General features: G+C 67.4%; 26 protein-coding genes, 1 tRNA gene and 1 pseudogene. 15 read left to right on the forward strand and 13 right to left on the reverse strand.

Going from position 1 to position 25582, the window contains the following annotated elements; translation table 11 throughout:
* Window positions 1-197: hypothetical protein (locus ABQE44_RS23745; protein WP_448432262.1), on the forward strand; the 197-nt coding region annotated here is incomplete at its 5' end.
* A gap of 224 nt (window positions 198-421) precedes the next feature.
* Here the strand turns inward: ABQE44_RS23745 and ABQE44_RS23750 are convergent.
* Together ABQE44_RS23750 and ABQE44_RS23755 are read right to left on the reverse strand one after the other, a co-directional pair.
* On the reverse strand, window positions 422-1108 hold the full coding sequence (locus ABQE44_RS23750; protein WP_448432264.1) for an envelope biogenesis lipoprotein LpqN: 687 nt from the start codon (window positions 1106-1108) through the stop codon (window positions 422-424).
* Window positions 1109-1170: 62 nt separating this feature from the next.
* The gene (locus tag ABQE44_RS23755) at window positions 1171-1428 is read right to left on the reverse strand and encodes a helix-turn-helix domain-containing protein (RefSeq protein ID WP_448395170.1); all 258 of its coding nucleotides are present in this window, start codon (window positions 1426-1428) and stop codon (window positions 1171-1173) included.
* A 95-nt stretch (window positions 1429-1523) separates the two neighbouring features.
* Here ABQE44_RS23755 and map point away from each other — a divergent pair.
* Window positions 1524-2233: pseudogene (gene map / locus ABQE44_RS23760) on the forward strand (type I methionyl aminopeptidase).
* On the opposite strand, the gene ABQE44_RS23765 reads toward map, so the two are convergent.
* Both ABQE44_RS23765 and ABQE44_RS23770 read right to left on the reverse strand, forming a co-directional pair.
* Window positions 2199-2834 carry an SAM-dependent methyltransferase gene (locus tag ABQE44_RS23765; RefSeq protein WP_448395171.1) on the reverse strand — a complete coding sequence of 212 codons (636 nt, stop codon included), beginning with the start codon at window positions 2832-2834 and terminating at the stop codon, window positions 2199-2201. The pseudogene map and the gene ABQE44_RS23765 sit on opposite strands and share 35 nt — an antisense overlap.
* Complete coding sequence (locus tag ABQE44_RS23770) at window positions 2821-3777, reverse strand: NAD(P)/FAD-dependent oxidoreductase (RefSeq protein WP_448432266.1); 957 nt, start codon at window positions 3775-3777, stop codon at window positions 2821-2823. The genes ABQE44_RS23765 and ABQE44_RS23770 overlap by 14 nt, the downstream gene beginning before the upstream one ends.
* A 47-nt stretch (window positions 3778-3824) precedes the next feature.
* Between ABQE44_RS23770 and ABQE44_RS23775 the strand changes: the two genes are divergently transcribed.
* Window positions 3825-4397, forward strand: coding sequence for a type II toxin-antitoxin system RelB family anti-toxin (locus ABQE44_RS23775; protein WP_448395173.1), 573 nt, complete (start codon window positions 3825-3827; stop codon window positions 4395-4397).
* Here ABQE44_RS23775 and ABQE44_RS23780 read toward each other — a convergent pair.
* From ABQE44_RS23780 to cobC, 4 genes are read right to left on the reverse strand one after another with little or no spacing between them, the layout of a single operon-like run.
* Complete coding sequence (locus tag ABQE44_RS23780; RefSeq protein WP_448395174.1) at window positions 4386-5483, reverse strand: bifunctional RNase H/acid phosphatase; 1098 nt, start codon at window positions 5481-5483, stop codon at window positions 4386-4388. The two genes, ABQE44_RS23775 and ABQE44_RS23780, sit on opposite strands and share 12 nt — an antisense overlap.
* Window positions 5480-6217, reverse strand: a complete 738-nt coding sequence (locus ABQE44_RS23785; RefSeq protein ID WP_448432268.1) for a zinc ribbon domain-containing protein — start codon at window positions 6215-6217, stop codon at window positions 5480-5482. The genes ABQE44_RS23780 and ABQE44_RS23785 overlap by 4 nt, the downstream gene beginning before the upstream one ends.
* Window positions 6207-7340 carry a Nif3-like dinuclear metal center hexameric protein gene (locus ABQE44_RS23790; RefSeq protein ID WP_448432270.1) on the reverse strand — a complete coding sequence of 378 codons (1134 nt, stop codon included), beginning with the start codon at window positions 7338-7340 and terminating at the stop codon, window positions 6207-6209. Before ABQE44_RS23790 ends, ABQE44_RS23785 begins: the two co-directional genes overlap by 11 nt.
* Window positions 7337-8299 (reverse strand): Rv2231c family histidinol phosphate aminotransferase CobC, encoded by a 963-nt coding sequence (gene cobC / locus ABQE44_RS23795; RefSeq protein WP_448432345.1) that lies wholly within the window; start codon window positions 8297-8299, stop codon window positions 7337-7339. Before cobC ends, ABQE44_RS23790 begins: the two co-directional genes overlap by 4 nt.
* A gap of 136 nt (window positions 8300-8435) precedes the next feature.
* On the opposite strand from cobC, the gene ABQE44_RS23800 reads away from it, so the two are divergent.
* From ABQE44_RS23800 to ABQE44_RS23810, 3 genes are read left to right on the forward strand one after another with little or no spacing between them, the layout of a single operon-like run.
* The gene (locus ABQE44_RS23800; protein WP_448432347.1) at window positions 8436-9107 is read left to right on the forward strand and encodes an HAD-IA family hydrolase; all 672 of its coding nucleotides are present in this window, start codon (window positions 8436-8438) and stop codon (window positions 9105-9107) included.
* A complete protein-coding gene (locus ABQE44_RS23805; RefSeq protein ID WP_448432272.1) occupies window positions 9100-9594 on the forward strand; it encodes a low molecular weight protein-tyrosine-phosphatase in 495 nt (164 codons plus the stop codon). Before ABQE44_RS23800 ends, ABQE44_RS23805 begins: the two co-directional genes overlap by 8 nt.
* Window positions 9594-10421, forward strand: coding sequence for an SURF1 family cytochrome oxidase biogenesis protein (locus ABQE44_RS23810; protein ID WP_448432274.1), 828 nt, complete (start codon window positions 9594-9596; stop codon window positions 10419-10421). Before ABQE44_RS23805 ends, ABQE44_RS23810 begins: the two co-directional genes overlap by 1 nt.
* On the opposite strand, the gene ABQE44_RS23815 is transcribed toward ABQE44_RS23810, so the two are convergent.
* Entirely contained in the window at window positions 10403-11359 is a 957-nt protein-coding gene (locus ABQE44_RS23815; protein WP_448432276.1) for a cobalamin biosynthesis protein, read from the reverse strand. The two genes, ABQE44_RS23810 and ABQE44_RS23815, sit on opposite strands and share 19 nt — an antisense overlap.
* 36 nt (window positions 11360-11395) lie before the next feature.
* Here ABQE44_RS23815 and ABQE44_RS23820 point away from each other — a divergent pair, with 36 nt between their 5' ends.
* Both ABQE44_RS23820 and ABQE44_RS23825 read left to right on the forward strand, forming a co-directional pair.
* Window positions 11396-12223, forward strand: coding sequence for an oxygenase MpaB family protein (locus ABQE44_RS23820; RefSeq protein WP_448432278.1), 828 nt, complete (start codon window positions 11396-11398; stop codon window positions 12221-12223).
* A 115-nt stretch (window positions 12224-12338) separates the two neighbouring features.
* On the forward strand, window positions 12339-14111 hold the full coding sequence (locus ABQE44_RS23825) for a M4 family metallopeptidase (protein WP_448432280.1): 1773 nt from the start codon (window positions 12339-12341) through the stop codon (window positions 14109-14111).
* Between the two features lie 13 nt (window positions 14112-14124).
* Here the strand turns inward: ABQE44_RS23825 and ABQE44_RS23830 are convergent.
* From ABQE44_RS23830 to ABQE44_RS23845, 4 genes are all read right to left on the reverse strand, one after another.
* A tRNA-Val gene (locus ABQE44_RS23830) sits at window positions 14125-14199 on the reverse strand.
* 42 nt (window positions 14200-14241) lie between these two features.
* On the reverse strand, window positions 14242-14706 hold the full coding sequence (locus ABQE44_RS23835) for a peroxiredoxin (RefSeq protein ID WP_448395182.1): 465 nt from the start codon (window positions 14704-14706) through the stop codon (window positions 14242-14244).
* Between the two features lie 2 nt (window positions 14707-14708).
* Entirely contained in the window at window positions 14709-15134 is a 426-nt protein-coding gene (locus tag ABQE44_RS23840) for a DUF3052 domain-containing protein (protein WP_448395183.1), read from the reverse strand.
* A 115-nt stretch (window positions 15135-15249) separates the two neighbouring features.
* Window positions 15250-15825 carry an Rv2240c family protein gene (locus tag ABQE44_RS23845; RefSeq protein WP_448395184.1) on the reverse strand — a complete coding sequence of 192 codons (576 nt, stop codon included), beginning with the start codon at window positions 15823-15825 and terminating at the stop codon, window positions 15250-15252.
* Window positions 15826-15983: 158 nt separating this feature from the next.
* Here ABQE44_RS23845 and aceE point away from each other — a divergent pair, with 158 nt between their 5' ends.
* The 7 genes from aceE (at window position 15984) to ABQE44_RS23880 (ending at window position 25569) form a co-directional block, all read left to right on the forward strand.
* Complete coding sequence (aceE, locus tag ABQE44_RS23850; protein ID WP_448432282.1) at window positions 15984-18773, forward strand: pyruvate dehydrogenase (acetyl-transferring), homodimeric type; 2790 nt, start codon at window positions 15984-15986, stop codon at window positions 18771-18773.
* A gap of 47 nt (window positions 18774-18820) precedes the next feature.
* Entirely contained in the window at window positions 18821-20098 is a 1278-nt protein-coding gene (locus ABQE44_RS23855) for a PucR family transcriptional regulator (RefSeq protein ID WP_448395186.1), read from the forward strand.
* A gap of 136 nt (window positions 20099-20234) precedes the next feature.
* A complete protein-coding gene (locus ABQE44_RS23860) occupies window positions 20235-21158 on the forward strand; it encodes an ACP S-malonyltransferase (protein ID WP_448395187.1) in 924 nt (307 codons plus the stop codon).
* Between the two features lie 90 nt (window positions 21159-21248).
* On the forward strand, window positions 21249-21548 hold the full coding sequence (gene acpM, locus ABQE44_RS23865; RefSeq protein WP_069404904.1) for a meromycolate extension acyl carrier protein AcpM: 300 nt from the start codon (window positions 21249-21251) through the stop codon (window positions 21546-21548).
* Complete coding sequence (gene kasA / locus ABQE44_RS23870; RefSeq protein WP_448395188.1) at window positions 21545-22795, forward strand: 3-oxoacyl-ACP synthase KasA; 1251 nt, start codon at window positions 21545-21547, stop codon at window positions 22793-22795. The genes acpM and kasA overlap by 4 nt, the downstream gene beginning before the upstream one ends.
* 27 nt (window positions 22796-22822) lie before the next feature.
* Complete coding sequence (kasB, locus tag ABQE44_RS23875) at window positions 22823-24094, forward strand: 3-oxoacyl-ACP synthase KasB (protein WP_448395189.1); 1272 nt, start codon at window positions 22823-22825, stop codon at window positions 24092-24094.
* 53 nt (window positions 24095-24147) lie between these two features.
* Entirely contained in the window at window positions 24148-25569 is a 1422-nt protein-coding gene (locus ABQE44_RS23880; protein WP_448395190.1) for an acyl-CoA carboxylase subunit beta, read from the forward strand.
* The last annotated feature ends 13 nt before the right edge of the window (window positions 25570-25582 follow it).

A 25582-nucleotide genomic window follows, 5' to 3' on the forward strand; every position in this document is an offset into this window, starting at 1 on the left:
CGGCCTACGACGAATTTGCGGCCAAGATCGATGCGTCGGCGAGTGCAGCCGGGGTCAGCCGCGAGGCCAAGTCGAGCGCGGCGCAGGCCCCGGCGGAGGAGTGGGCTCGAGCGCTGCCCCCGGACGAACCGAGTTCTCCCAGGCCGCGATGCATAGTCCGATCCTGCCCGGCTTACACCAGCCACCCGTCCCAGTAACGCCAAGTGTGTCCTGTGAATGCGGCCAGCAGATCCGGGTGCGCGGATCCCACTGCTCACCAGCCGTACACTGCGCTTGCGCGGCTGGCGCAGTGAGCAGAGACGATGCCATCAGCACGGCACTGCACACCGAGGCCAGCAGGAACCCTGCAGCCGTGGCTCGGATTTTCATATTGATGCTTCTCCATCGGTAAAGCGCGCCGCGTCGGTTCGGTGGTCGGCGGTCATTGCGGCAAGGTGATGGTCGTCTGTTCATTGATCACATCCGCGGCGTCGAGCACCACGTTCTGTTCGCTCGCGAGGCTGTCGCCATTCAGCTGCAGGACGAAAAGACCATCGGCTGCCGGCATGACGACCGTCTTTTGGGCGACGAATCGCTCCTGACCTTCGTTCATATAGGTGCCGGCGAATGAAATGGCTTCAAAGCCACCCAAAGCAGTTTTCTCCGGTTCTCCCAATGGCTTGAATTCGGCCATCTCCCGCAGCTGTTGAGGGGCGAGCTCGAGGATCTTCGCCGCGTCGACGTCTCCGGTGAGCTTGGAGGCAATCGCATACAAATCGGGCGGATTGTTGGGATCCGTCGGATGGTCGTAGAGGATGGCACCGTAGGCCCAGTCCGGCGTCGCGTCGCCGGCGTCGCGCCATTGCGGCGGAAGCGGGAAATCGACGTTCGGGGTTCCCGGCTCCCCAGGCTTGATCGGCGTTTCGGCAATATCGTTCTCGACGATGTAGTCGTTGATCGTGTCCGGCTCGTCGGCTGCTGGAGTCGTTGTGGTTGTAGCAGCAGTGGTTTCGGCCGACGTCGGCGTCGTCGTGGCTGCGGTGTCGGTGCTGGAACCACAGCCCACGAGCCCAAGGCTCAGAGTGACGGCAAAAAGTCCCGCCGTCGTCCCTATCGGTGGTTTCTTCATCGGCTCGCAATCTCCTACGGTCGCTTTGGCAAAACAAGGGAAACCAGAGTCTCGAGGTGAGCCTAAGGGCTGGGGCGCCGTTCGGCGGCTACATCGGCGAGCTCGTCCAGCGACAACGGAAGTACGCGGGCCAGGGCCGCGATGGTGGTGAACGCCGGCGTCGGCAGCCGGCCCGTCTCGATCTTGCGCAGTGTTTCCGGTGAAATCGCCGCCGCCTCAGCCACTTCCGCTAAGGTGCGATCGCCGCGGGCCTGCCGGAGCCGCTCGCCGATGCGCTTGCCGGCGGCCAGCTGCTCTGCGGTCAACGGGACACGGACCATGGGGCCAGCTTACCGCCTCCCCGGTATGAAAATACCGGCCACTCCCGCTAGGCTGGTATTTTCATACCGCTTACCTTGCAGAGGAGGGCCAGCCGATGGTCGAGTTGAAGACACCGCGCGAAGTGGAAGCGATGGCCGTCACCGGCGCCTTCCTCGCCGAGCTGCTCGACGAACTCTCCGATCGCGCTCGCCCCGGCGTCAACCTGCTCGAGCTGGAAGACCGCGCACGAGCACTGATCGCCAAGCGCGGCGCCACGCTGTGCTGCACGGGCTGCCACACGATTACGTGCTGGCCGACGGTGACCTGCTCAGCATGGACATCGCGGTATCCATCGACGGCTGGGTCGCCGACTGCGCGCGCAGCATCATCGTCGGCACTTCCCGACCCGAGGACCAACGACTCATCGAGGCCACCGAACAGGCCCTCTCGGCGGGTATCGCGGCGGCACTGCCCGGAAACCGGTTGGGCGACATCTCCGCGGCGATCGGTTCCGTGGCAGCAGATTACGGCTACCGCGTGAACACCGACTTCGGCGGCCACGGGCTCGGCCGCACCATGCACGAAGATCCGCATGTGCCCAACGTCGGTCGCGCGGGCCGTGGGCTCAAACTGCGTCCCGGCCTCACGCTCGCCCTCGAGCCGTGGTTCGCCGCCGGCACCGACAAGATCATCTACGACGCCGACGGTTGGACCCTGCGATCAGCCGATGGATCGCGCACCGCCCACAGCGAACACACCGTCGCGATCACCGACGGTCAACCGCTCGTCCTCACGCGTCGGAAGCGCGTCGCCGCAGCAGGATGATGTTGTCGACCAACGTGCCCGTTTCGCCGCTGGGACCCGACGCCTCCCGCTCGGCCGATTCAACCCGTAGCGACTCCCACTGCGCCTCAGGCAGATTCAGCGATGCGAACACCTCTTTGGCGCTGGGGAAGTCGTGGTGATGGTGCAGTTTCGACGCCCAGGGCGGCGGGCCGCCGTGGTCGACGATCAGCAGCAGTCCCTCGGGGCGGATCGCATCAGCCGCCCGTCGAAAGATCCGAGGACGATCGAGCGGGAGCGTGGAGTGCAGGAACTGCGCCGACACCAAATCGAATGTGCCGTCCGGAAACTGTTCCGGCAGGTCCGCTTGACGGAACTCGACGCGATCGCTGACTCCCCGCTCCTCGGCGTCGGCTACCGCGCGTTGCAGCGCGGTTTCGGAGATATCGACGCCTACGACGCGCCAACCGCGTTCAGCCAGCCACAGCGCGTCGCCACCCTCACCGCAGCCCAGATCCAGGGCTCGGCCGGGCTTTAGCGATTCAGCGACCTCGACGAGGCGGGCGTTGGCCCGTCCACTCCAGACCCGGTTACGTTCGCCGTAGTGCTCTTCCCAATGGGTTTTTGCGTCAGGCGTTGACATGTTGACTCCCTCCTGGAACAGCCAGACCGTGCTGGTCGGCGACAAGACTCTGCACCACTGCAGCCGCCGCCAATGAACCGCTTGCCACCGCGGCGGCCACTTGCGGCATCTGTGCGCTCAGGTCACCCGCCGCGAACACACCGGGTGCGGTGGTGCGGTACAACGCGTCCACCGCAACGGGATCGACAGAAATCGGTGTGGGGCCGCCGAATTCGACGCTCAATTGTTCAGCCAGCGCTGAGCGCTGATGAAGCGTCGTGGCCACCAGCATGCCCCTGCGCGCCAGCCGGGATCCGTCGGTGAATACGACGGCTGTCAATTCGCCGTTCTCCGAGGCGAGTTCGGCGACCCGCCGTTCGTCGACACCGACGTCGGCCGCGGACAGCCGAGTCTGGTCGGCGTCGTCGAGGTCGCTGGGCCCGTCGGTCAGCACCACGATATCGTCGCTCCAGCCGTGCAGCAGCAGCGCCGAATGGACCGCGCGTTCCCCGCGCCCCAACACCGCCAACGGCTGGTCCCGCACTTCCCAGCCGTGGCAGAACGGGCAGTGGAACACCGATCGTCCCCACAGTTGGGCCAGGCCGGGCAGATCGGGTGGGCGATAGTCCATGCCGCCGGCCAGCAGTATCCGACGCGCCCGTTCGCGTCGACCGTCAGCGAGTTGCACAACGAACTGGTCGTCGACCCGCTGTGCCGCGGTGACCTCACCGTCGCGAAGCTCGACGCTCGGATAGGCCGAGAGTTCACCGCGGCCCATGGCGTACAGCTCAGCAGGTGGGCGTCCGTCGTGGCCCAGCAGGCCTCCAATTCCGTGCGCGGGCAGATTGCTCTGAGACCCGGCGTCCACCAACAGCGTGCGCCGACGCGCCCGGCCAAGCACCAAACCGGCGCTCAGGCCGGCCGATCCGCCGCCCACGATCACGCAGTCCCATGTCGTATCCATGAAAACCACCTTGCAGACCTGCGGCCATAATGCCAAGCTCGTTTGCTATGGAGGCAAAAGTGGAGGAAAGCGTCGACGTCCGGGTACGACGCCGGCTGCGCGAACTGCGGACACAGCACGGGCTGACACTCGAAGACGTCGCTACCCGGTCCAATATCGACGTGTCGACGCTGAGCCGGCTGGAGTCGGGTAAGCGGCGGTTGGCGCTCGACCATCTCCCCCGCCTGGCCGCGGCGCTCTCGGTGAGTACCGACGAACTACTGCGCGAGCCCGAGGCGCCCGATCCGCGCGTACGGACCAGTTCTCACACCCACCACAACATCACATACTGGCCGCTGACCCGCCAGGCCGCGGGCGGCCTGCACGCCTACAAGATTCGGATCAGCGGGCGGCGCCGCACACCGCCCGACGAACTGCCCGTGCACGAAGGCCAGGATTGGATGTACGTGCTATCCGGGGAGCTGCGCTTGATCCTGGGTGCTCGTGATTTCATAGTCAAACCCGGTGAGGCAGTGGAATTCTCGACGTGGACACCGCACTGGTTCGGCGTGGTCGACGGACCCGTGGAAGCCATCACCATCTTCGGCCTGCACGGCGAACGTCTGCACCTACACGAGTGAGGTCAGATAGTCCGTCTGGTTGACCAGTCGTACGGATGCCGCACCGTCGGGATAGAACTCGGCCATCGACAACGACGCCAAATCCAGGTGCAGCCGGTAAAGGATGCTGGGTCCGGCATCCAGCGCCATCCGCAGCAGCGTCTTGATCGGTGTCACATGCGACACCACCAGCAGGGTCTGTCCGCCGTTCTCGGCGACGAGGCGGTTCTGGGCGCGGTGCACGCGTTGGGCCACGTTGTCGAAGCTCTCCCCGTCGGGCGGTGTCGCCGAGGTGTCCCGCAACCATCGCCGGTGAAGCTCCGGATCGCGCTGCGACGCTTCGACGAACGTCAGCCCTTCCCACGCGCCGAAGTCGGTTTCGATCAGGTCGTCGTCGACGACGACATCGAGGCCGAGGGCTTTGGCCGCCGCCGCTGCGGTGTCGTACGCACGTTGCAGCGGCGAGGTGACGACGGCGTCGACACCGCCTTTGTTCGCCAGGTACTGCGCGGCGAGTTCGGCCTGCCGGCGCCCGGCCTGGGTCAGCGCCGGGTTGCCGCGCCCGGAATAGCGTCGCTGCGCAGAGAAATCGGTCTGGCCGTGCCGAAGCAGCAGAAGCCGGGTCGGCTCACCGCGCGCACCGGTCCAACCTGCCGGGGACGTCTGCGTCGCGACGTTGGCTGGCGCCGTAGGGTTTTCGATTCCTGAGGCGGCATCCATCGCTTGGTTGGCCAACCGGTCGGCGTGTGAATTCTTCGCCCTAGGGATCCACTCGTAGCTGACGCGGTCGAACTGTGTCGACAGCGCCGTGGCCTGCTGGTGTAGCGGTGCCAGATCAGGATGCTTGACGCGCCACCGGCCCGCCATCTGCTCGACCACCAGCTTGGAGTCCATGTGGACCTCGACCTCGGAAGCGCCGAGTTCCGCAGCCTTCTCCAGACCGGCGATCAGCCCGCGATACTCGGCGACGTTGTTGGTGGCGTGGCCGATCGCCTGCTTGCTTTCGGCGAGCATCGTGGCGCGGTCCTGCGACCACACGACCGTCCCATAGCCCGCGGGTCCGGGATTGCCGCGGGACCCGCCGTCGGCCTCGACGATGACCTTCACGCGCTCGCTCCGTTGAGCCGCAACAGGATCGCTCCGCACTCCGGGCAGCGCAGCACGTCGTCTTCTGCTGCGGCGGAAATACGTGCCAGTTCACCCTTGTCGATCTCGATCCGGCAGGCGCCGCAACGACGTCCCTGCAGAGGACCGGCGCCCGCGCCGCTGCGCTCCCGTTGGCGCTCGTACAACGCGGCCAGATCGGGATCCAACTGCGCGAGCAGTTCGTCTCGGCGCGAAAGGCTCTGGTGGCGCTGCTGGTCGATCTCGGTGCGGGCGTCGTCGCAGGCTTTCTGCACATCGCTTCGCTCGCTTTGCAGCTCGTCGATCCTTGCCAGCGCGGCCGCCTGGTCGCGCTGCAGTTCTTCGCGCCGTTCCATCACTTCCAGCAGGGAGTCCTCCAGCGCGGTCTGCCGACGCTCCAACGTCTGCAACTCATGCTGCAACTCGGTGAGCTGTTTGGCGTCCACGCTGCCGTCGGCGAGCAGGCGGCGGTCGCGGTCCTCGCGCTGACGCACGCCGTCGATCTCTGTTTCGAACTTTGCGATCTGCTCGTCGAGGTCGTCGATCGCCAGCTGCAGCGCGGCGAGGTTGTCGTTGGCCTCCTGCAGCGTCGTCTGGACCTCTTCGAGGCGCTGCTGCTCGGCCAGATTCTTGGCCCGGTGCTCGATCCGGTTCAGCCCGGCGTCGAGCTCGGCCAATTCAAGCAACGAACGTTGTTGCGCTACTTCAGCTTTCATGACTCGTTCTCTCGACATTCCACGGATCGGTTCGGATCGCCGACACGCGCACTGCGAGCGCGTCGCCGAATTGGTCACGCAACAGCGCTGCGGCCTGACCGCACCAGGGGTACTCACTGGCCCAGTGCGCCACGTCGACGAGCGCCACATCGGATGCGCGCTGGTGTTCGTCGGCGGGGTGGTGGCGCAGATCGGAGGTGACGTAGGCCTGCACATCGGCGCCCGCGACGACGTCGAGCAGCGAGTCGCCCGCTCCCCCGCACACCGCCACCCGTGACACCTGCGTGTCTGAGTCGCCACAGGCCCGGATGCCCCACGACGTGGCAGGCAGCGCCTCGCGCACCCGAGAAAAGAACGCCGACAACGGCTCCGGCTTCGGCAACACCCCGATCCGACCCAAGCCGACGTCGCCGGGAATGGGCGCGAGGGTGAAGATGTCGAACGCCGGCTCCTCATAGGGGTGGGCTGAGCGCAGCGCGGCGAGGATGTCGGCGCGACGCGCGGCCGACGCGATCACCTCGATGCGGTCCTCGGAAACGCGTTCGACGGTGCCCACGCTGCCGATCGCCGGCGACGCGCCGTCGTGCGGCAGGAACTGGCCGGTTCCCGCCACACTCCAACTGCAGTGCGAGTAGTCGCCGATCCGTCCGGCGCCGGCGTCGAACATCGCCAGGCGCACCGCGTCGGCGTCGTCGACGGGGACGAACACCACCCACTTGTCCAGGTCGGGCCCGGTGTAGGTGGGCGCGAGGACCTGCTCGACGGTCAGGCCCAGTACCTCCGCGAGCGCGTCGGAGACCCCCGGTGACGCCGTGTCGGCGTTGGTGTGCGCGGTGAACAGCGCCCGGCGGGTCCGGATCATCTGGTGAATCAGGGCACCTTTGGCGGTGCTGGCGGCCACGGTGTCGACCCCGCGCAGCAACAGCGGGTGGTGCGCGAGCAGCAGGCCGTCCTCGGGCACCTCAGCGACGACGGCGGCGGTCGCGTCGACCGCGACGGTGACCGCCTCGACCGACTCGGCCGGATCACCACACACCAGACCCACCGAATCCCAGTCCTGCGCCAATGAAGGCGGATAGGCCGCGTCGAGCACGTCGATGATGTCGGTTAGGCGCACGCTCACCGCAGCACCTCAACCATCGCGTCGACCAGCACCGGCCATTCGGGACGCACCGCCACGCGCAGGTACTGACCATCCAGACCGACGAAAGTGTCACAGCGGCGCACGGCAATTCCTTTGCTGTACAGGTGCTTTCGCGTCAACGCTGCATCACCGACCGAGACCAGGACGAACGGGGCGCATCCATCGACGACATCGACGCCGATGCTAGCCAAGCCGAACACCATCTCGGCGCGCAGCCCGACCAGCCGGCGGGCCGCATGTTGCGCCTCAGCCACCGCCTCCGGCGCGCTGCACGCGGTGATGGCCTCCAGTTGCAGCGTGCCCAGCGGCCAGTGCGGCCGTCGTGCGGTCATCCGGTCGAGCACGTCGGGCGCGCCCAGCGCATAGCCGACCCGCAGCCCGGCCAAGGCCCACGTCTTGGTGAGGCTGCGCAGCACCACCACATCGGGCAGCGACTGGCCCGCCAGCGACGCCGGCTCGCCGGGGGCCGCGTCGGCGAACGCCTCGTCAACCACCAGAAGTCGGCCCGGGCGACGCAGCGCCAGGACGCGCTCGCGGGTATGCAGCACCGACGTGGGATTGGTCGGATTGCCCACGATGACGAGGTCGGCCTCGTCGGGCACCGGGCCGTCGGACAGGTGAAACGGCGGGGCGAGCACGACGTGCTCGAACGGCAGCCCGGCTGCGGCCAGCGCGGCTTCAGGTCCGGTGAACGACGGCTGGATCAGCGCGGTCAGCCGCGGCCGCAGGTTCGCTAATAGCGCAAACCCCTCGGCCGCCCCGGAAAGCAGCGCGACCTCGTCGGCACTGCGCCCGTGCCTAGCGGCGACGGCGGTGACTGCGCGCTGCTCGTCGGCGGCGCTCGGATAGCGGCCGAGTTCGGGCAACCGAGCCGCCAGGCGGTCAACGAGCCAGGTCGGAGGCTCGTCGGTGCGGACGTTGACGGCGAAGTCGAGCATGCCGGGGGCCGCGGCCTGATCGCCGTGGTAGCGGGCGCCCGCACGCGTCGCACCCGGATATGGACTCGCCACAACACGACCCTAGTGCGCCGGGCAGCGTACTTCTGTGATCGGGGAGAATGGTGCCGTGACCGACATGTTGGACCACACCGCTGCGGCGACCCGCCCGCATCTGGTGATCTTCGATCTCGACGGGACCCTGACCGATTCGGCGAAGGGCATCGTCTCGAGCTTCCGCCATGCGCTGGGCTCGATCGGCGCCGTCGTACCCGACGGGGACCTTGCCAGCATGGTGGTGGGCCCGCCGATGCACCACACGCTGCGGGAGATGGGTCTCGGCGATCAGACCGACGCCGCGATCGCGGCCTACCGCTCCGATTACCGGACCCGGGGGTGGGCGATCAACCGGGTGTTCGACGGCATCCCCGCGCTGCTGGCCGATCTGCGGGCCGCCGGCGTGCGCATGGCCGTGGCCACCTCCAAGGCCGAACCGACGGCGCAGCGCATCCTCGCCCACTTCGGCCTCGACGACCACTTCGAGGTGATCGCCGGCGCCAGCGTCGACGGCTCCCGGGCGACCAAGGCCGACGTGGTCGCGCACGCGGTGGCCCAACTGACCCCACTGCCCGAACGTGTCCTGATGGTCGGCGACCGCTCCCATGACGTCGAAGGCGCCGCTGAACACGGCATCGACACCGTGGTGGTCGGATGGGGTTACGGCCGCGGGGATTTCGACGACCCCGACAGCCCGGCCGCGCGGGCCCACGTGTCCAACGTCGACGAGTTGCGCGAGGTGCTGGGTGTCTGACCTGCTGCACGTGACGTTCATCTGTTCCGGCAACATCTGCCGGTCGCCGATGGCGGAGAAGATGTTCGCCCACCAGATCAGCGAACGCCGCCTGTCCGAGGCGGTTCGGGTGACCAGCGCGGGGACCGGCGGCTGGCACGCGGGTGCGCCGGCCGACCGCCGGGCCAGCCATGTGCTGCGCAACCACGGCTATCCGACGGCGCATCGCGCCGCCCAGGTCGACGACGACCACATGTCGGCCGATCTGGTCATCGCGCTGGGCCGTAACCACGTGCGCATCCTCAGAGAACTCGGCGTACCCGAGGAACGGATCCGGATGTTGCGCTCGTTCGATCCGCGTTCGGGTGCCCATGCCCTCGACGTGGAAGACCCCTACTACGGCGACCATGACGACTTCGAAGAGGTGTTCCGCGTGATCGAGTCGTCGCTGCCGGGCCTGCACGCGTGGGTGGACGAACAACTGACCGCTCGAGGGATCGCAAGCTGATGCGACGCTGGGCATTTCTGTTGCGGCCGCAATGGCTGGCGTTGTTCGTCGTGGTGATCGCGTTCGCATACCTGTGCTTCACAGTGCTCGCGCCGTGGCAACTGGGTAAGAACACCAAGACGTCACGCGAGAACGCCCAGATCGCCCAGTCGTTGAGGGCCGATCCGGTGCCGGTGATATCGCTTCTGCCGGAACAGGATTCGGCGGCTCCAGACGAGCAATGGCGTCTGGTCACGGCCACCGGACGATATCTGCCCGAGGCGCAGGTGTTGGCGCGGTTGCGGGTGGTCGAGGGCGAACCGGCGTTCGAGGTGTTGGTGCCCTTCGCCGTCGCCGACGGCCCGACCGTGCTGGTCAACCGGGGCTACGTGCGGCCGGTCGAGGCGTCTGGGGTGCCGGAGATCCCGCCGGTTCCCGCGGACGAGGTGACGATCGTCGCGCGGTTACGTGACTCCGAGGGGTTGGCCCGCGGTAAGGAACCCATGCGTCAGGACGGCACGCAGCAGGTGTATTCCATCAACGTCGACCAGATCTCACAGCTGACCGGGATTCCGCTGACCGGTTCGTACCTGCAGCTCACCGGGGACCAACCGGGCGGGCTCGGGGAACTGGCTCTGCCGCACCTGGATGCCGGACCGTTTCTGTCCTACGGCATCCAGTGGATCACGTTCGGCATCATCGCCCCGATCGGGCTGGGTTATTTCGTGTATGCCGAAGTGCGGCAACGCAGGCGGGAGAAGGAGGCGCGCGACGCTGTGGCCGCGGCGCCGGATGCGCCCGTCAGCACAGAGGACAAGCTCGCCGACCGCTATGGCCGACGGCGCTGAACGCGCGGGCCGACGGCGCTGAACGCGAGCGCGATCCCGGCGGCGGCGACCTGCACGGCCCGCGACAACCGCACCGCCCGCGCGAGGTCGCTGACCTCAGGCGCACGGCCCTCCCCGAGCGTCGGGCGGATCTCCAACTCGTAGGCGTACTGCGTGGGACCGCCCAACTGCACGCCGAGCGCGCCGGCGAAGGCCGCCTCCACCACACCCGCGTTCGGGCTGGGATGTCGCGCTGCGTCACGCCGCCAACTGCGCACCGCGCCGACGGGTGAGCCGCCCACCACCGGCGCGCACACCGCGACCAGCGCTGCCGTGGCACGTGCGGCCTGGTAGTTGATCAGATCGTCGAATCGCGCTGCCGCCCAACCGAACCGGGCATATCGAGCAGACCGGTTGCCGATCATGGCGTCGAGCGTGTTGGCCCCACGGTAGACCAGCACCGCCGGCACCCCGCCGATCGCGGCCCACCACAGCGGCGCGACATGGGCGTCGGAGGTGTTCTCGGCGACCGACTCCAACGCCGCCCGGGTCAGCCCGGAGGCGTCGAGGACGGCCGGGTCACGGCCGCACAGCGACGGCAGCAGCCGCCGGGCCGCATCCAGATCGCCGCCCTGCAGGTGATCCGCCATGGTGCGACCGGTGCGGGTCAGCGACGTGCCGCCGAGCGCGACGAACACCGCAGCCGCCGTCACCGCGGCGCGGCCGAGCGGGCCCCGACGCGCGCCTGCGCGGTCGACGGCCAAACCCAGCACGCCGAGCATGCCCAGCAGCGCGCCGGTGTGAAGGGTGCCGGCGGTTCGGGAGTCGGCATATGTTGTGCGCTCCAAAGCCGCTGCGCCGCGGCCGAACAACGCCACCGGATGGCCACGGCGCGGGTCAGCCAGCAGCCGATCGGCGATACAGCCCGCCGCGAGCCCCCAAATCGTCGACGCAAACACTTCGGGAGCGTCTCACAAAGTGGTTCACTCGAAGGCGTGAGGCTGGGACCACCGCGGCGACCGACGCGTGTCATCGATCTGATCAATCCGGCGGCGGCATTGCTGCCTGCGGCGAACGTGATCATGCAATTGGCGCTGCCGGCGGTGGGGTACGGGGTGTTGGAAAGCCCGGTGGACAGCGGCAACGTATACAAGCGTCCGTTCAAACGGGCACGCACGACCGGGACGTACCTGGCGGTGGCGACGATGGGCACGAAGGCCGACCGCGAGTTGATCCGCCGCGAGGTCGACCGTGTGCACGCGATGGTGCGGTCGACGAAATCAAGTCCGGTGTCGTACCGGGCGTTCGACCCGCGGCTGCAGCTGTGGGTGGCGGCCTGTCTGTACCGCTATTACGTCGACCAGCACGAGTTTCTGTACGGGCCGCTCGACGACGACGCCGCGGACGCCGTGTACCGCGACGCCAGAAAGCTCGGCACGACGCTGCAGGTCGGCGCGGACATGTGGCCGCCGGACCGGGCCGCCTTCGAGGAGTACTGGAAGCGGTCGTTGGACGAACTGCGCATCGACGAGCCGGTGCGCGAGCACCTGCACGGCGTCGCGGCGATGGCGATGCTGCCCGCGCCGCTGCGGTTGCTCGCCGGGAAGTTCAACCTATTCGCGACGACGGGGTTTTTGCCCGCGGAGTTCCACGAGCACATGCAGCTGCACTGGACGGCCGGTCAGCAACGCCGGTTCGAAAAGCTGCTTACCCTGCTTCGGATCACGGATCGGGTGGTGCCGCGCGAGGTGTGGCTGCTGGGCTACCAGCTGTACCTGTGGGACATGCGGATGCGGGCGCGCAGCGGACGCCGGGTGGTGTAGCACCGCACGGAACGCGCCTCAGCAAATTATCGAACGCGTCAGCCCAATCGCCCCGCGGGCCTGCGCCCGGTGTTACCGTCTTTGCTGGCGACAGTCGAAGGGGCGGGGAAGCAAGATGGCCGACGAGCAGCACCGTGGGTGGGTCCGCGTCGGCGCGGCGACGGCAGGGCTGAGCGTAGCGCTGATGTTCGGGCCGGGCGTGGCAGTGGCCGCACCGGACAACTCGACCGATACCGGAACCTCGAGCAGCGACACCAACACCGACACCGACACCGGCGCCGACACTGACTCCGGTTTCGATGAGGCGGCCGCGACACCGGACGTCGCAGAGGTACCCGACGCCGAGTCGCTCACCGAGACCCTCACGCTGCCCGCGTCGGCCGCCGTGTCCGACGACACTACCGAGCCCATCGACGACACTACTGAGCCCATCGACGACGACACGGAGTTCGAAACCGAGGCCGAGGCTCCGGCGGCCGAGGCCGTCGAACCGGCGGCAACCGCGCGTCGCGACTCGTCGCTGCCGCTGGCCGCCGCATCGACGACGCGCGCACTGGCGGTGCCGCCCGCCCCGTCCGAGGACAGCGACGAGACTCCGCCGTCGACCGAAACCGACTCGGCCGTCGTCACCGGGGCCGAGGTCACCGACGCCGAGCCCGTCGCACTGGCCGACCCCGAGCCGGTCACGCTGGTCGTCGATGTCATCACCGAGCGCACGGTGCGCCCCAACGTGTTCCGGACCGTGACGCTGGGCGTGTTGGGCCTGTTCGGGTTCAACCCGGACGCCGCCGGTTCCTCGCCCAACCCGTTGGTCCCGGCACTGGATGCGATCTGGGGTCTGTACCGGCGCATCGAGACCGGCGTCGCCAATGTCCTTGATCGCGTCGGCCTTCCGGCCTTCCAGACCACCACCACCTACGTGACCACGCTGATCATCCCGACCGTCTACACCGCGGCCGACCTGCACGGCGTGCCCCGCGTGTTCGCCGGCGGATACAGCGCCGAGCTCGACGAGCATTTCCTGACCGATACGACCCGCGAGATCACCACCTACACCGCGGTCACCTATTTGTCCGGCAACGTGCACTATCCGGTCGACCCGCCCGGCGACATCGTGGTGCTGGCGTCGGGATGGGATCCGTCGGCGGTGTCCGCGCACGCCAACATGGCCGTGGTGTACGACTTCTATGTCGGCACGCTGGAACACCACTCGTTCGACGACACCGGCGCGCCGGTCGCCGTCACGGTCATCTCCCATGTCTTCAACAATGCGTACTGGTATCGGACGCACGAGGTGTTCGTGTTCGGACACGACTTCGAAGGCGCGCTGGACATCGTCGGGCACGAGTACACCCACGCCGTCATCGACAGCGTCGTCAAGGGCCGGCACGGCGAGATTCTCGGCCAGGACGCACAGTCATTGGCGCTGGAGGAGGCCTACTCCGACATCCTGGGCACTCTGATCGAGGGCAAAGCCGGCCCGGAGCGATGGCTGATCGCCGAGGATTACGGGTGCGCGTCACCGCGGACACACGGATGCGCGATCCGCAACCTCGCCGATCCGCAATCGTTGGGCGGCACCGCGCATTTCAGCGAGTTCGTGCCAGGCGGCAGCGCGCACCGCAACAGCACGATCTTCAGCCACGCGGCGTATCGGATGATGACCGACGTCGACACCGCCGACGTGTCGGACGAGGTCTGGGCTCGGGTGTTCTACGGCTCGCTGTACCGGCTCACCCCGGGTGCGTCGTTCACCCAGGCGGCGACGGCCGTGGTCGCCGAGGCCGAAGCGCTCGGGTTCGACGCCGACGAACTGGCCGCGGTTCGGCGGGCCTACAGCGACGTCGGTCTCACCGTGCCCGATGCCGTCGGGGCGATCGCGGTCTGATCCCGTCGAGACCTGGTGGGCGCGGACGGTATCGAACCGCCGACCGCTGGTGTGTAAAACCAGAGCTCTACCACTGAGCTACGCGCCCCTGCGAAGGCAAGCTACACGCCGACCTCGCGCGACAGGAAATTCAGCCGGCCCGCAACGAGGTCAGCGCCTCGGTCCACACCGACTGGTCACGCGGCTCTCCCGGCTCCTTCATCTCGGCGAACCGGATGACGCCGGAACGGTCCACCACGAACGTGCCGCGGTTGGGGAAACCCGCGTCGTCGTTGAAGACGCCGTAGGCCTGCGCCACCGCGCCGTGCGGCCAGAAGTCCGAGAGCACCGGGAACAGGAAACCGCTTTGCGTCGCCCAGATCTTGTGGGTGGGCGGCGGGCCGACGGAGATCGCCAACACCGCGGTGTCGTCGTTCTCGTATTTGGGCAGGTTATCCCGGATCTCGTCCAGTTCGCCCTGACAGATGCCGGTGAACGCCAACGGGAAGAACACCAGCACCACGTCTTTTTCGCCCCGGAAGCTGCTCAGCGTGACGGACTGACCGTTCTGGTCTTTCAGCGTGAAGTCCGGCGCCTCGGTGCCAACCTCCAGCATCGTCACCTCCGACCGGCGGCTTTGGACTTCGGCTGCACCAACCGGGTGGCGATCCAGTTGCCGAGGTTGGCCGACGACGTCTGCATCAGCCCCGCCGTGGGCGCGGACTCGGCGATGTCGGCAGGCTGCACATGGCCAGGCTTACCCGTCTTGGGCGTGACCACCCAGATGACGCCGTCGTCGGCCAGCGGGGTGATGGCGTCCATCAACCGGTCCACGAGGTCGCCGTCATCGTTGCGCCACCACAGCAGCACGACATCGATGACCTCATCGGCGTCCTCATCGAGCAGCTCGCTACCGCACGCCTCTTCGATGTCGGCCCGGATGTCGTCGTCGGTGTCTTCGTCCCAGCCCAACTCCTGCACAACCTGATCTTTTTGGATGCCCAGTCTGCGGGCGTAGCTCGAGGCGTTGTCCGCCGCGACCACCGTGGTCCTCCTTCAGCCAACTCGGGCGCGCCATGCGCATTCGACCTATCGTCGCACGGCGGGCTGCGTTTGCAGGCGCGTGGCGTCACTTTCGTCGAATCCGCACCGTATTGCGTCAGTATGCGGCATCGCACAGGTTCAGCGCCGAGGTCTTCGTATCGTTGAGCCGGGTGATCGCCGCGTTGAACTCGACGGGCCCGTAATTGCCCTCAATCGCGGTGGCCACACCCCTTGCCGCGTCCACCCACGCGTGCAGCGCGTCCTTCAACTCCGGGGTCAACGGGTCGGACACGCTGCGCGCGACCAGGTCGGCGCTGTGGTTGAGTGCGTCGATCGCCGGTGCGGTCTTGACGATGACGTCGGCGGAGTTCTGGTTGAACGCGTCGACGTAGTCGTTGACCGCGGTGACCGCATCGACGCTGCTCGAGCTCAGCGCTTCGCAGGAGGAGCGGACGGCCGCCCTGGTCAGCGACGTCTGACGCGCCGATTCCTGCGCGCGTGAACTCGAGACCGACTCTTCGATCGAGGCCGACACCGACGCCCGGTAGACCGGCGCTTCGCCCGCGTCGACGCGTGCGGTGCCTTCGGTGACGCTGCTGCAGCCCACGATGCCCATCGCGACGGCAGCCAGGCTGCCCAACGCCAGAGCGGCAATCCGCAGCCGCTGCTGCAACAGCCCACCGATCTGCACGGTCTGCAGACGTTACCGGTTCGAATCCGCGACCGCCGCTTCATTCGGTTCACACCCCCGGCGGTGCGCCTGGGGCAGGATGGGACGAAGATAGATGACGCGCAGAAAACATCTGCGCACATCGGTAAACACCTATACCGCCTAACAAGGAGCGGAAGTTGACCACCGAGTTCGCGCGCCAGGACCTGGCCCAAAACTCCACCACCCCAGCCGAACCCGACCGAGTTCGGGTGATCCGCGAAGGGGTGGCGTCGTATCTGCCCGACATCGATCCGGAAGAGACCGGCGAATGGCTCGAGTCGTTCGACCAGATGGTGGAACGCGCGGGACCGGCACGGGCCCGCTACCTGATGTTGCGCCTGTTGGAGCGCTCCCGCGAGAAGCGCGTTGCCATTCCGGCGTTGACGTCCACCGACTACGTCAACACGATCCCCACCGAATCCGAGCCGTGGTTCCCCGGTGACGAAGAGGTCGAACGCCGCTTCCGGACCTGGATCCGCTGGAACGCCGCCGTCATGGTGCATCGCGCGCAGCGGCCGGGAGTCGGTGTGGGAGGCCATATTTCGACATATGCGTCCTCGGCGGCACTGTACGAAGTGGGCTTCAACCACCTTTTCCGGGGCAAATCGCATCCCGGCGGCGGGGACCACATCTTCGTGCAGGGCCACGCCTCGCCGGGCATCTACGCCCGTGCGTTCCTGGAAGGCCGGCTGACCGCAGACGACCTCGACGGTTTCCGGCAGGAACACAGCCATCCCGGCGGTGGCCTGCCGTCATACCCGCACCCGCGGCTGATGCCGGACTTCTGGGAGTTCCCCACCGTGTCGATGGGGCTGGGCCCGATGAACGCCATCTACCAGGCCCGCTTCAACCGCTACCTGCACAATCGCGGCATCAAGGACACCTCCGACCAACACGTGTGGGCGTTTCTGGGCGACGGTGAGATGGACGAGCCGGAAAGCCGCGGGCTGGCCCACGTGGCGGCGCTGGAGGGCCTGGACAACCTGACGTTCGTCGTCAACTGCAACCTGCAGCGCCTGGACGGCCCGGTGCGCGGCAACGGCAAGATCATCCAGGAACTGGAGTCGTTCTTCCGCGGCGCGGGCTGGAACGTCATCAAGGTGGTGTGGGGCCGCGAGTGGGATGCGCTGCTGCACGCCGACAAGGACGGCGCACTGGTGAACCTGATGAACGTCACCCCCGACGGCGACTACCAGACCTACAAGGCCAACGACGGCGGCTATGTGCGTGAGCACTTCTTCAACCGCGACCCTCGCACCAAGCAATTGGTGCAGCACCTGTCCGATCAGGAGATCTGGAACCTCAAGCGCGGCGGCCACGACTACCGCAAGGTCTACGCCGCCTACCGCGCCGCGTTGGATCACAAGGGCCAACCGACGGTCATCCTGGCCAAGACCATCAAGGGTTACTCGCTGGGCGCCCACTTCCAGGGCCGCAACGCCACTCACCAGATGAAAAAGCTTGCGCTGGAAGACCTCAAGTACTTCCGCGATGCGATGCGGGTACCCATCAGCGACGACCAACTCGAAGCGGACCCGTACCTGCCGCCGTACTACCACCCGGGGCCGGAAGCGCCAGAGATCCGCTATCTGCTCGAGCGCCGACGCGCGCTGGGCGGGTTCATCCCGGAGCGACGCACCAAGGGCAAGGTGCTGACCCTGCCTGGCCGCGACACCTACAAATCCCTGAAGAAGGGGTCGGGCAACCAGGAGGTGGCCACCACCATGGCCACCGTGCGTACGTTCAAGGAAGTGTTGCGCGACAAGGAGATCGGCTGGCGCATCGTGCCGATCATCCCCGACGAGGCCCGCACGTTCGGGATGGACTCGTGGTTTCCCAACCTCAAGATCTACAACCCCAACGGGCAGCTGTACACGTCGGTGGACGCCGAGTTGATGCTGGCCTACAAGGAAAGCGACGTCGGCCAGATCCTGCACGAGGGCATCAACGAGGCCGGATCGTCGGGCAGCTTCATCGCGGCCGGCACGTCGTACTCGACGCACAACGAGCCGATGATCCCGGTCTACATCTTCTATTCGATGTTCGGCTTCCAGCGCACCGGCGACAACCTGTGGGCCGCCGGTGACCAGATGACCCGCGGGTTCCTGCTGGGCGCGACGGCGGGGCGCACCACGCTGGTCGGCGAGGGTCTGCAGCACGCGGACGGGCACTCGGTGCTGCTGGCGTCGACGAACCCCGCGGTGGTGGCCTACGACCCGGCGTTCGCCTACGAGATCGCCTACATCATCGAAAGCGGCCTGGAGCGGATGTACGGCGAGAGCCAGGAGAACGTGTTCTTCTACATCACCATCTACAACGAGCCCTACAAGCAGCCACCCGAACCGGAGAATCTCGACGTCGACGGCCTGCTGCGCGGTATCTACCGGTACCGCCCGGCGCCGGAGAAGCGGTCGCACGTCGGGCAGATCCTCGCCTCGGGTGTCGCCATGCCCGACGCCCTGCGCGCGGCCGAACTGCTGGCCAACGACTGGGACGTCGCCGCCGACGTCTGGTCGGTCACCAGCTGGGGTGAGCTCAACCGCGACGGCATCCGGGTCGAGAAGCAGCGGCTGCGCCACCCCGACCGTCCGGCCGAAACGCCTTATGTCACCGAGGCGCTCGCCGACGTAGCCGGGCCCGTGGTCGCGGTCAGCGACTGGATGCGCGGCGTGCCCGAACAGATCCGGCCGTGGGTGCCGGGCACCTACATCACCCTGGGCACCGACGGCTATGGGTTCTCCGACACCCGTCCCGCCGCGCGCCGCTACTTCAACACCGACGCGGAGTCGATCGCCGTCGCGGTGCTCGAGGGTCTGGCCCGCGACGGAAACATCGACATGTCGGTCGCCGTCGACGCCGCGAACCGGTACCAGATCGACGACGTGCTGGCCGCGCCCGAGCAGACCTCGGACCCCGGGGTGGCCTGAAAGGCGCCTTGGAGGAAACCTCTATAGGTTTGGCGTAGCCTTTATAGGTGCCCGACAATCGGTACGTTCCGCCGAAGTCCACCGTCGAGGTGCTCGAGACGGTGCCCGACTCGGTGCTGCGCCGGTTGCAGCAGTATTCGGGCCGGCTGTCCACACAAGCGGTACGCGCGTTGGAAGAACGGCTGCCGTTCTTCGCCGAGCTCGAGGCGTCGCAGCGGGCCAGCGTCCAGTTGGTGGTGCAGACCGCGATCGTCAACTTCGTCGAGTGGATGCGCAATCCGCAGAGCAACGTCAGCTACACCGCCGAGGCGTTCGAGGTGGTCCCCCAGGATCTGCGGCGGCGAATCGCGCTGCGTCAGTCGGTTGAGATGGTGCGCACCACCATGGAGTTCTTCGAAGAGGCGGTGCCGCTACTGGCGCGTTCCGAGGAGCAGCTGACCGCGCTTACCGCCGGAATCCTGCGCTACAGCCGTGATCTCGCATTCGCCGCGGCCAGCGCCTACGCCGATCAGGCCGAGGCCCGCGGCGCATGGGACACCCGGATGGAGGCCAACGTCGTCGACGCCGTCGTCCGCGGGGACACCGGACCCGAGCTGCAGTCGCAGGCCGCCGCGCTCAACTGGGACGCCACCGCGCCGGCGACCGTCATCGTGGGACTGCCCCAACCCGACCGCATCGACCTGGCCAGCGACGACATCCACGACATCGTCAGCCGCAACGGCCGCGCGGCGCTCTCCGACGTCCACGGCGCCTGGCTGGTCGCCATCGTCTCCGGCGCGCTGTCGCCGACCGACCGGTTCCTCACCGAGGTGGTGTCGGTGTTCGCCGAGGGACCCGTGGTGGTCGGGCCGACCGCGCCCACCTTGAGCGCGGCCCATCGCAGCGCCACCGAGGCGATCGCCGGAATGAACGCCGTCGCGGGCTGGACCGGTGCGCCGCGGCCCGTCGCCGCCCGCGAACTGCTGCCCGAGCGCGCGTTGCTCGGCGACGCGACGGCGATCGCGGCGTTGGAGACCGAGGTTCTGCGGCCGCTGTCCGACGCGGGGCCTGCGCTGACCGAGACCCTGGAGGCGTATCTGGACTCCGGGGGTGCTATCGAAGCGTGCGCTCGCAAATTGTTCGTTCATCCAAATACCGTCCGCTACCGGCTCAAACGGATCGGCGACTTCACCGGGCGCGACCCCACCGTCCCGCGTGATGCGTATGTGCTCCGCGTGGCCTCGAGCTTGGGCAGGCTCGGCCGCCAGACATACCAATCGAGCACGCCAAACACCCCTGTCGTGGTGCGCCCCGTGTTGCGTCCGGCATCGTCGACGGGCCATTAAGCGAAGCGGTGGGTCGCGAACCGATATCGATGGAGTCGCATCACATGCGTTTTTGTGGAGGTTCCACAAAAACCTAAGACGAGGTTCATAATCTCTTACACCGCGCAAACCCGTCTTCACAGTGTTTTCTTAATTCGTGCCTCATAGAACTGCGCTTGCCTTGCTTGCGCCCGGACAGGGCTCCCAAACTCCCGGCATGCTCGCCGAATGGCTCGAGCTGCCGGGTGCTGTCGAGCGCATTGCGGCGTGGTCAGAGATCAGCGGTCTCGACCTGGCCCGCCTGGGCACCACCGCGACCGCTGAGGAGATTACCGACACCGCGGTGACCCAGCCGCTGGTCGTGGCCGCGACGCTGTTGGCCCATGAGGAACTGGCCAAACGCGGGCTGCTCGCGGGCCGGGACAGCCTGGTGGCCGGCCATTCGGTCGGCGAGATCGCCGCCTACGCCATCGCCGGCGTCATCTCCGCCGACGACGCGGTCAAGCTGGCCGCCACCCGCGGCGCCGAAATGGCCAAGGCCTGCGCGCTCGAGCCGACCGGTATGGCCGCGGTGCTCGGCGGTGACGAGACCGAGGTGCTCGCGCGTCTCGAGGCCCTCGACCTGGTCCCGGCCAACCGCAACGCTGCGGGGCAAATCGTGGCCGCCGGCGCGGTGGCCGCACTCGACAAGCTGGTCGAGGATCCGCCGGAAAAGGCGCGCGTGCGCAAGCTGGCCACCGCGGGCGCCTTCCACACCCAGTACATGGCCTCGGCGCTCGACGGTTACGCCGCCGCGGCCGAAGGTGTAACGACCGGCGAGCCGAACACGACGCTATTGTCGAACGCCGACGGTCAGCCGGTGACCTCGGCCGCCGATGCGATGACCAAGTTGGTGGCGCAGATGACCCGCCCGGTGCGGTGGGATCTGTGCACCGCGACCATGCGGGACAAGCACGTCACGGCCATCGTCGAGTTCCCACCCGCCGGGACGCTGGCCGGCATCGCCAAACGCGAACTTCGGGGAGTGCCGACGCGCGCCGTCAAATCCCCCGCTGACCTGGACGGGCTTGCAGAGCTCTGACGGGCGCCGTTTCCGGCTCGCCGGAAAGTACAACCGCATACCGCACGTTCAACAAAAAGAAGCAGTACCAACCAATTAGAAGGAGCCACCGTGCCCGCTACGCAAGAAGAAATCATTGCCGGTCTCGCCGAGATCATCGAAGAGGTCACCGGCATCGAGCCGTCCGAGGTCACCCCGGAGAAGTCGTTCGTCGACGACCTGGACATCGACTCGCTGTCGATGGTCGAGATCGCCGTTCAGACCGAGGACAAGTACGGCGTGAAGATCCCCGACGAGGATCTGGCCGGCCTGCGCACCGTCGGTGACGTGGTCGCCTACATCCAGAAGCTCGAGGAAGAGAACCCCGAGGCCGCTGCGGCCATTCGGGCGCAGATCGCGGATAACAAGTGACCAGACCTTCCACTGCTAACGGCGGTTTCCCCAATGTTGTGGTAACCGCCGTAACGGCGACGACGTCGATCGCGGCGGACATCGAGAGCACGTGGAAGGGTCTGCTGGCAGGCGAGAGCGGAATCCGCATACTCGAAGACGAGTTCGTCACGAAGTGGGACCTCCAGGTCAGAATCGGTGGACACCTCAAGGAGCCGATCGACCCGCAGATGAGCCGGCTCGATATGCGCCGGATGTCCTACGTCCAGCGGATGGCCAAGCTGCTCAGCGGCCAACTGTGGGAGACCGCGGGTAGCCCCGAGGTCGACCCGGACCGCTTCACCGTGGTCATCGGCACGGGTCTGGGCGGCGGCGAGAAGATCGTCGAAACCTACGACGCGATGAACGAGGGCGGCCCCCGCAAGGTGTCGCCGCTGGCCGTTCAGATGATCATGCCCAACGGTGCGGCTGCGGTCGTCGGGCTGCAACTGGGCGCCCGCGCCGGGGTGATCACCCCGGTGTCGGCCTGCTCATCCGGCTCGGAGGCCATCGCCCACGGCTGGCGCCAGATCGTCATGGGTGACGCCGACATCGCCGTCGTCGGCGGTGTCGAGGGTGGCATCGAGGCGCTGCCGATCGCGGCGTTCTCGATGATGCGCGCGATGTCGACCAACAACGACGACCCCGCGGGTGCGTCGCGGCCCTTCGACAAGAACCGCGACGGGTTCGTGTTCGGCGAAGCCGGCGCGATGATGGTCATCGAGACCGAAGAGCACGCCAAGGCGCGCGGTGCCAAGCCGCTGGCCAGGCTATTGGGCGCGGGCATCACCTCGGATGCGTTCCACATGGTGGCGCCGGCTTCTGACGGGCTGCGGGCCGGGCACGCGATGAAGCGTGCGATGGAGACCGCGGGCCTGGAGCCCAAGGACATTCAGCATGTCAACGCCCACGCCACGGCCACGTCGATCGGCGACATCGCCGAGGCCAACGCGATCCGCGTCGCGGGCGTCGAACACGCTGCGGTGTACGCGCCTAAGTCGGCGCTCGGCCACTCCATCGGGGCGGTCGGCGCGCTGGAGTCGTTGTTGACCGTGCTCACGCTGCGCGACGGCGTCATCCCGCCGACGCTCAACTACGAAACCCCTGATCCCGAGGTCGATCTCGATGTCGTTGCGGGCGAGCCTCGATATGGCGACTACCAGTACGCCATCAACAACTCGTTCGGGTTCGGTGGGCACAATGTCGCCCTGGCATTCGGGCGCTACTGAGCTACGAAAGGAACATTCGGAGCTGCAATGGCAGGGCAGGAACGGTTAGCTCGGCTTTCCACGGGGGCAGGATTCCCCGACGTCGTCGTCACCGGCATCGCGATGACGACGTCCGTGGCGACCGACGCCGAGGGCACCTGGAAGGCGTTGCTGGAAGGGCGAAGCGGGATCCGTAAGCTCGAGGATCCCTTCGTCGAACAGTACGACCTTCCGGTGCGTATCGGCGGCCACCTGCTCGAGGATTTCGACTCCGAGTTGACCAAGGTCGAACTGCGTCGGCTGTCGTATCTGCAGAAGATGTCCACGGTGCTGAGCCGACGGGCGTGGGAACACGCCGGCTCACCCGAGGTCGACACCAGGCGGTTGATGGTGTCGATCGGCACGGGCATGGGTTCGGCCGAAGAGCTCGTCTTCGCCTACGACGACATGCGCGCCAAGGGGATGCGGGCGGTGTCGCCGCTGGCGGTGCAGAAGTACATGCCCAACTCCCCTGCCGCCGCGGTGGGCTTGGAACGCGGCGCCAAAGCCGGTGTCGTCACGCCGGTTTCGGCGTGCGCGTCCGGATCCGAAGGTATTGCGCACGCGTGGCGCAACATCGTTCTCGGGGAAGCCGACATCGCGATTTGCGGTGGCGTCGAATCCAAGATCGAGGCGGTGCCGATCGCCGGTTTCGCTCAGATGCGCATCGTGCTGTCCAACACCAACGACGACCCGCCGGGCGCCTGCCGTCCGTTCGACAAGGACCGCAACGGTTTCGTGTTCGGTGAGGGCGGCGCGCTGTTGGTCATCGAGACCGAGGAGCACGCCAAGGCCCGCGGGGCGCGGATCCTGGCCCGCATCATGGGCGCCAGCGTCACATCCGACGGCTACCACATGGTCGCGCCGGACCCCAACGGTGAGCAGGCCGGCCACGCGATGACCCGCGCGATCCAGCTGGCCGGTCTGTCCCCGACCGACGTCGACCACGTCAACGCGCACGCCACCGGCACCTCGGTCGGTGACGTCGCCGAGGGGGTGGCGATCAACAACGCGCTGGGCTCGCACCGGCCCGCGGTGTACGCACCCAAGTCGGCGCTTGGCCACTCGGTCGGCGCGGTCGGCGCGGTGGAGTCCATCCTCACCGTGTTGGCGTTGCGCGACGGCATCATCCCGCCGACGCTGAACCTGAAGAACCAAGACCCCGAGATCGACCTGGATGTCGTTGCAGGTGGCGCTCGGCCCGGAAATTACAAGTACGCGATCAACAACTCGTTCGGATTCGGTGGGCACAACGTCGCGCTCGCCTTCGGGAAGTACTGACAACTACAACTCGAGGGCGCATGCCGACATCCGCTGCGCTACAGGAGGTTTCGATGACGATTATGGCGCCAGAGGCGGTCGGCGAATCGTTGGACCCACGTGATCCGCTGTTGCGGCTGAGCACGTTCTTCGACGACGGCACCGTTGAGCTGCTGCACGAACGCGACCGCTCCGGTGTGCTGGCCGCCGCGGGCGAGGTCAACGGTGTGCGCACCGTGGCCTTCTGCACCGACGGCACCGTGATGGGTGGCGCCATGGGCATGGAGGGCTGCACCCACATCGTCAACGCCTATGACACCGCCATCGCGGAGCAGAGCCCGATCGTCGGCATCTGGCACTCCGGTGGCGCCCGGCTCGCCGAGGGCGTCAAGGCACTGCACGCGGTCGGCCTGGTCTTCGAGGCGATGATCCGGGCCTCGGGCTACATCCCGCAGATCTCGATCGTCGTCGGCTTCGCGGCCGGCGGCGCGGCCTACGGGCCCGCGCTGACCGACGTCGTCATCATGGCGCAGGAGGGCCGCGTGTTCGTCACCGGCCCCGACGTGGTCCGCAGCGTCACGGGCGAGGACGTCGACATGGCGTCGCTGGGCGGCCCCGACACCCACCACAAGAAGTCCGGTGTGTGCCATATCGTCGCCGACGATGAGCTCGATGCCTACGAGCGCGGCCGCCGGCTCGTCGGATTGTTCTGCCAGCAGGGTCATTTCGACCGCGCCAAGGCCGAAGCCGGCGACATCGACCTGCACGCGCTGCTGCCCGACTCCCCGCGGCGCGCCTACGACGTGCACCCGATCGTCGAGGCGCTGTTGGATGACGATGCGCCGTTCGACGAGTTCCAGGGCAAGTGGGCGCCGTCGATCGTCATCGGTCTGGGCCGGCTATCGGGCCGCACGGTCGGCGTGATCGCCAACAACCCGCTGCGCCTCGGCGGCTGCCTGAACTCCGAGAGCGCGGAGAAGGCGGCCCGTTTCGTGCGGCTGTGCGACGCGTTCGGCATCCCGATCGTCAACGTGGTCGACGTGCCCGGCTACCTGCCCGGTGTGGATCAGGAGTGGGGCGGTGTCGTGCGGCGCGGCGCGAAGCTGCTGCACGCGTTCGGCGAGTGCTCGGTTCCGCGGGTCACGCTGGTGACGCGAAAGATCTACGGCGGCGCCTACATCGCGATGAACTCACGGTCGCTGGGCGCGACGAAGGTGTTCGCCTGGCCCGACGCGGAGGTCGCGGTGATGGGCGCGAAGGCCGCGGTCGGCATCCTGCACAAGAAGAAGTTGGCCGCCGCACCTGAGGATGAGCGCGAGGCGCTGCACGAGGAGTTGGCCGCCGAGCACGAGCGGATCGCCGGTGGTGTGGATTCGGCGATCGAGATCGGCGTCGTCGACGAGAAGATCGACCCGGCCCGGACCCGCAGCAAGTTGACGCAGGCGTTGGCCGAAGCCCCCACACGCCGCGGCCGGCACAAGAACATCCCGCTGTAGAGCAGCGATTTCG

The organism is Mycolicibacterium sp. XJ2546, assembly GCF_053483195.1.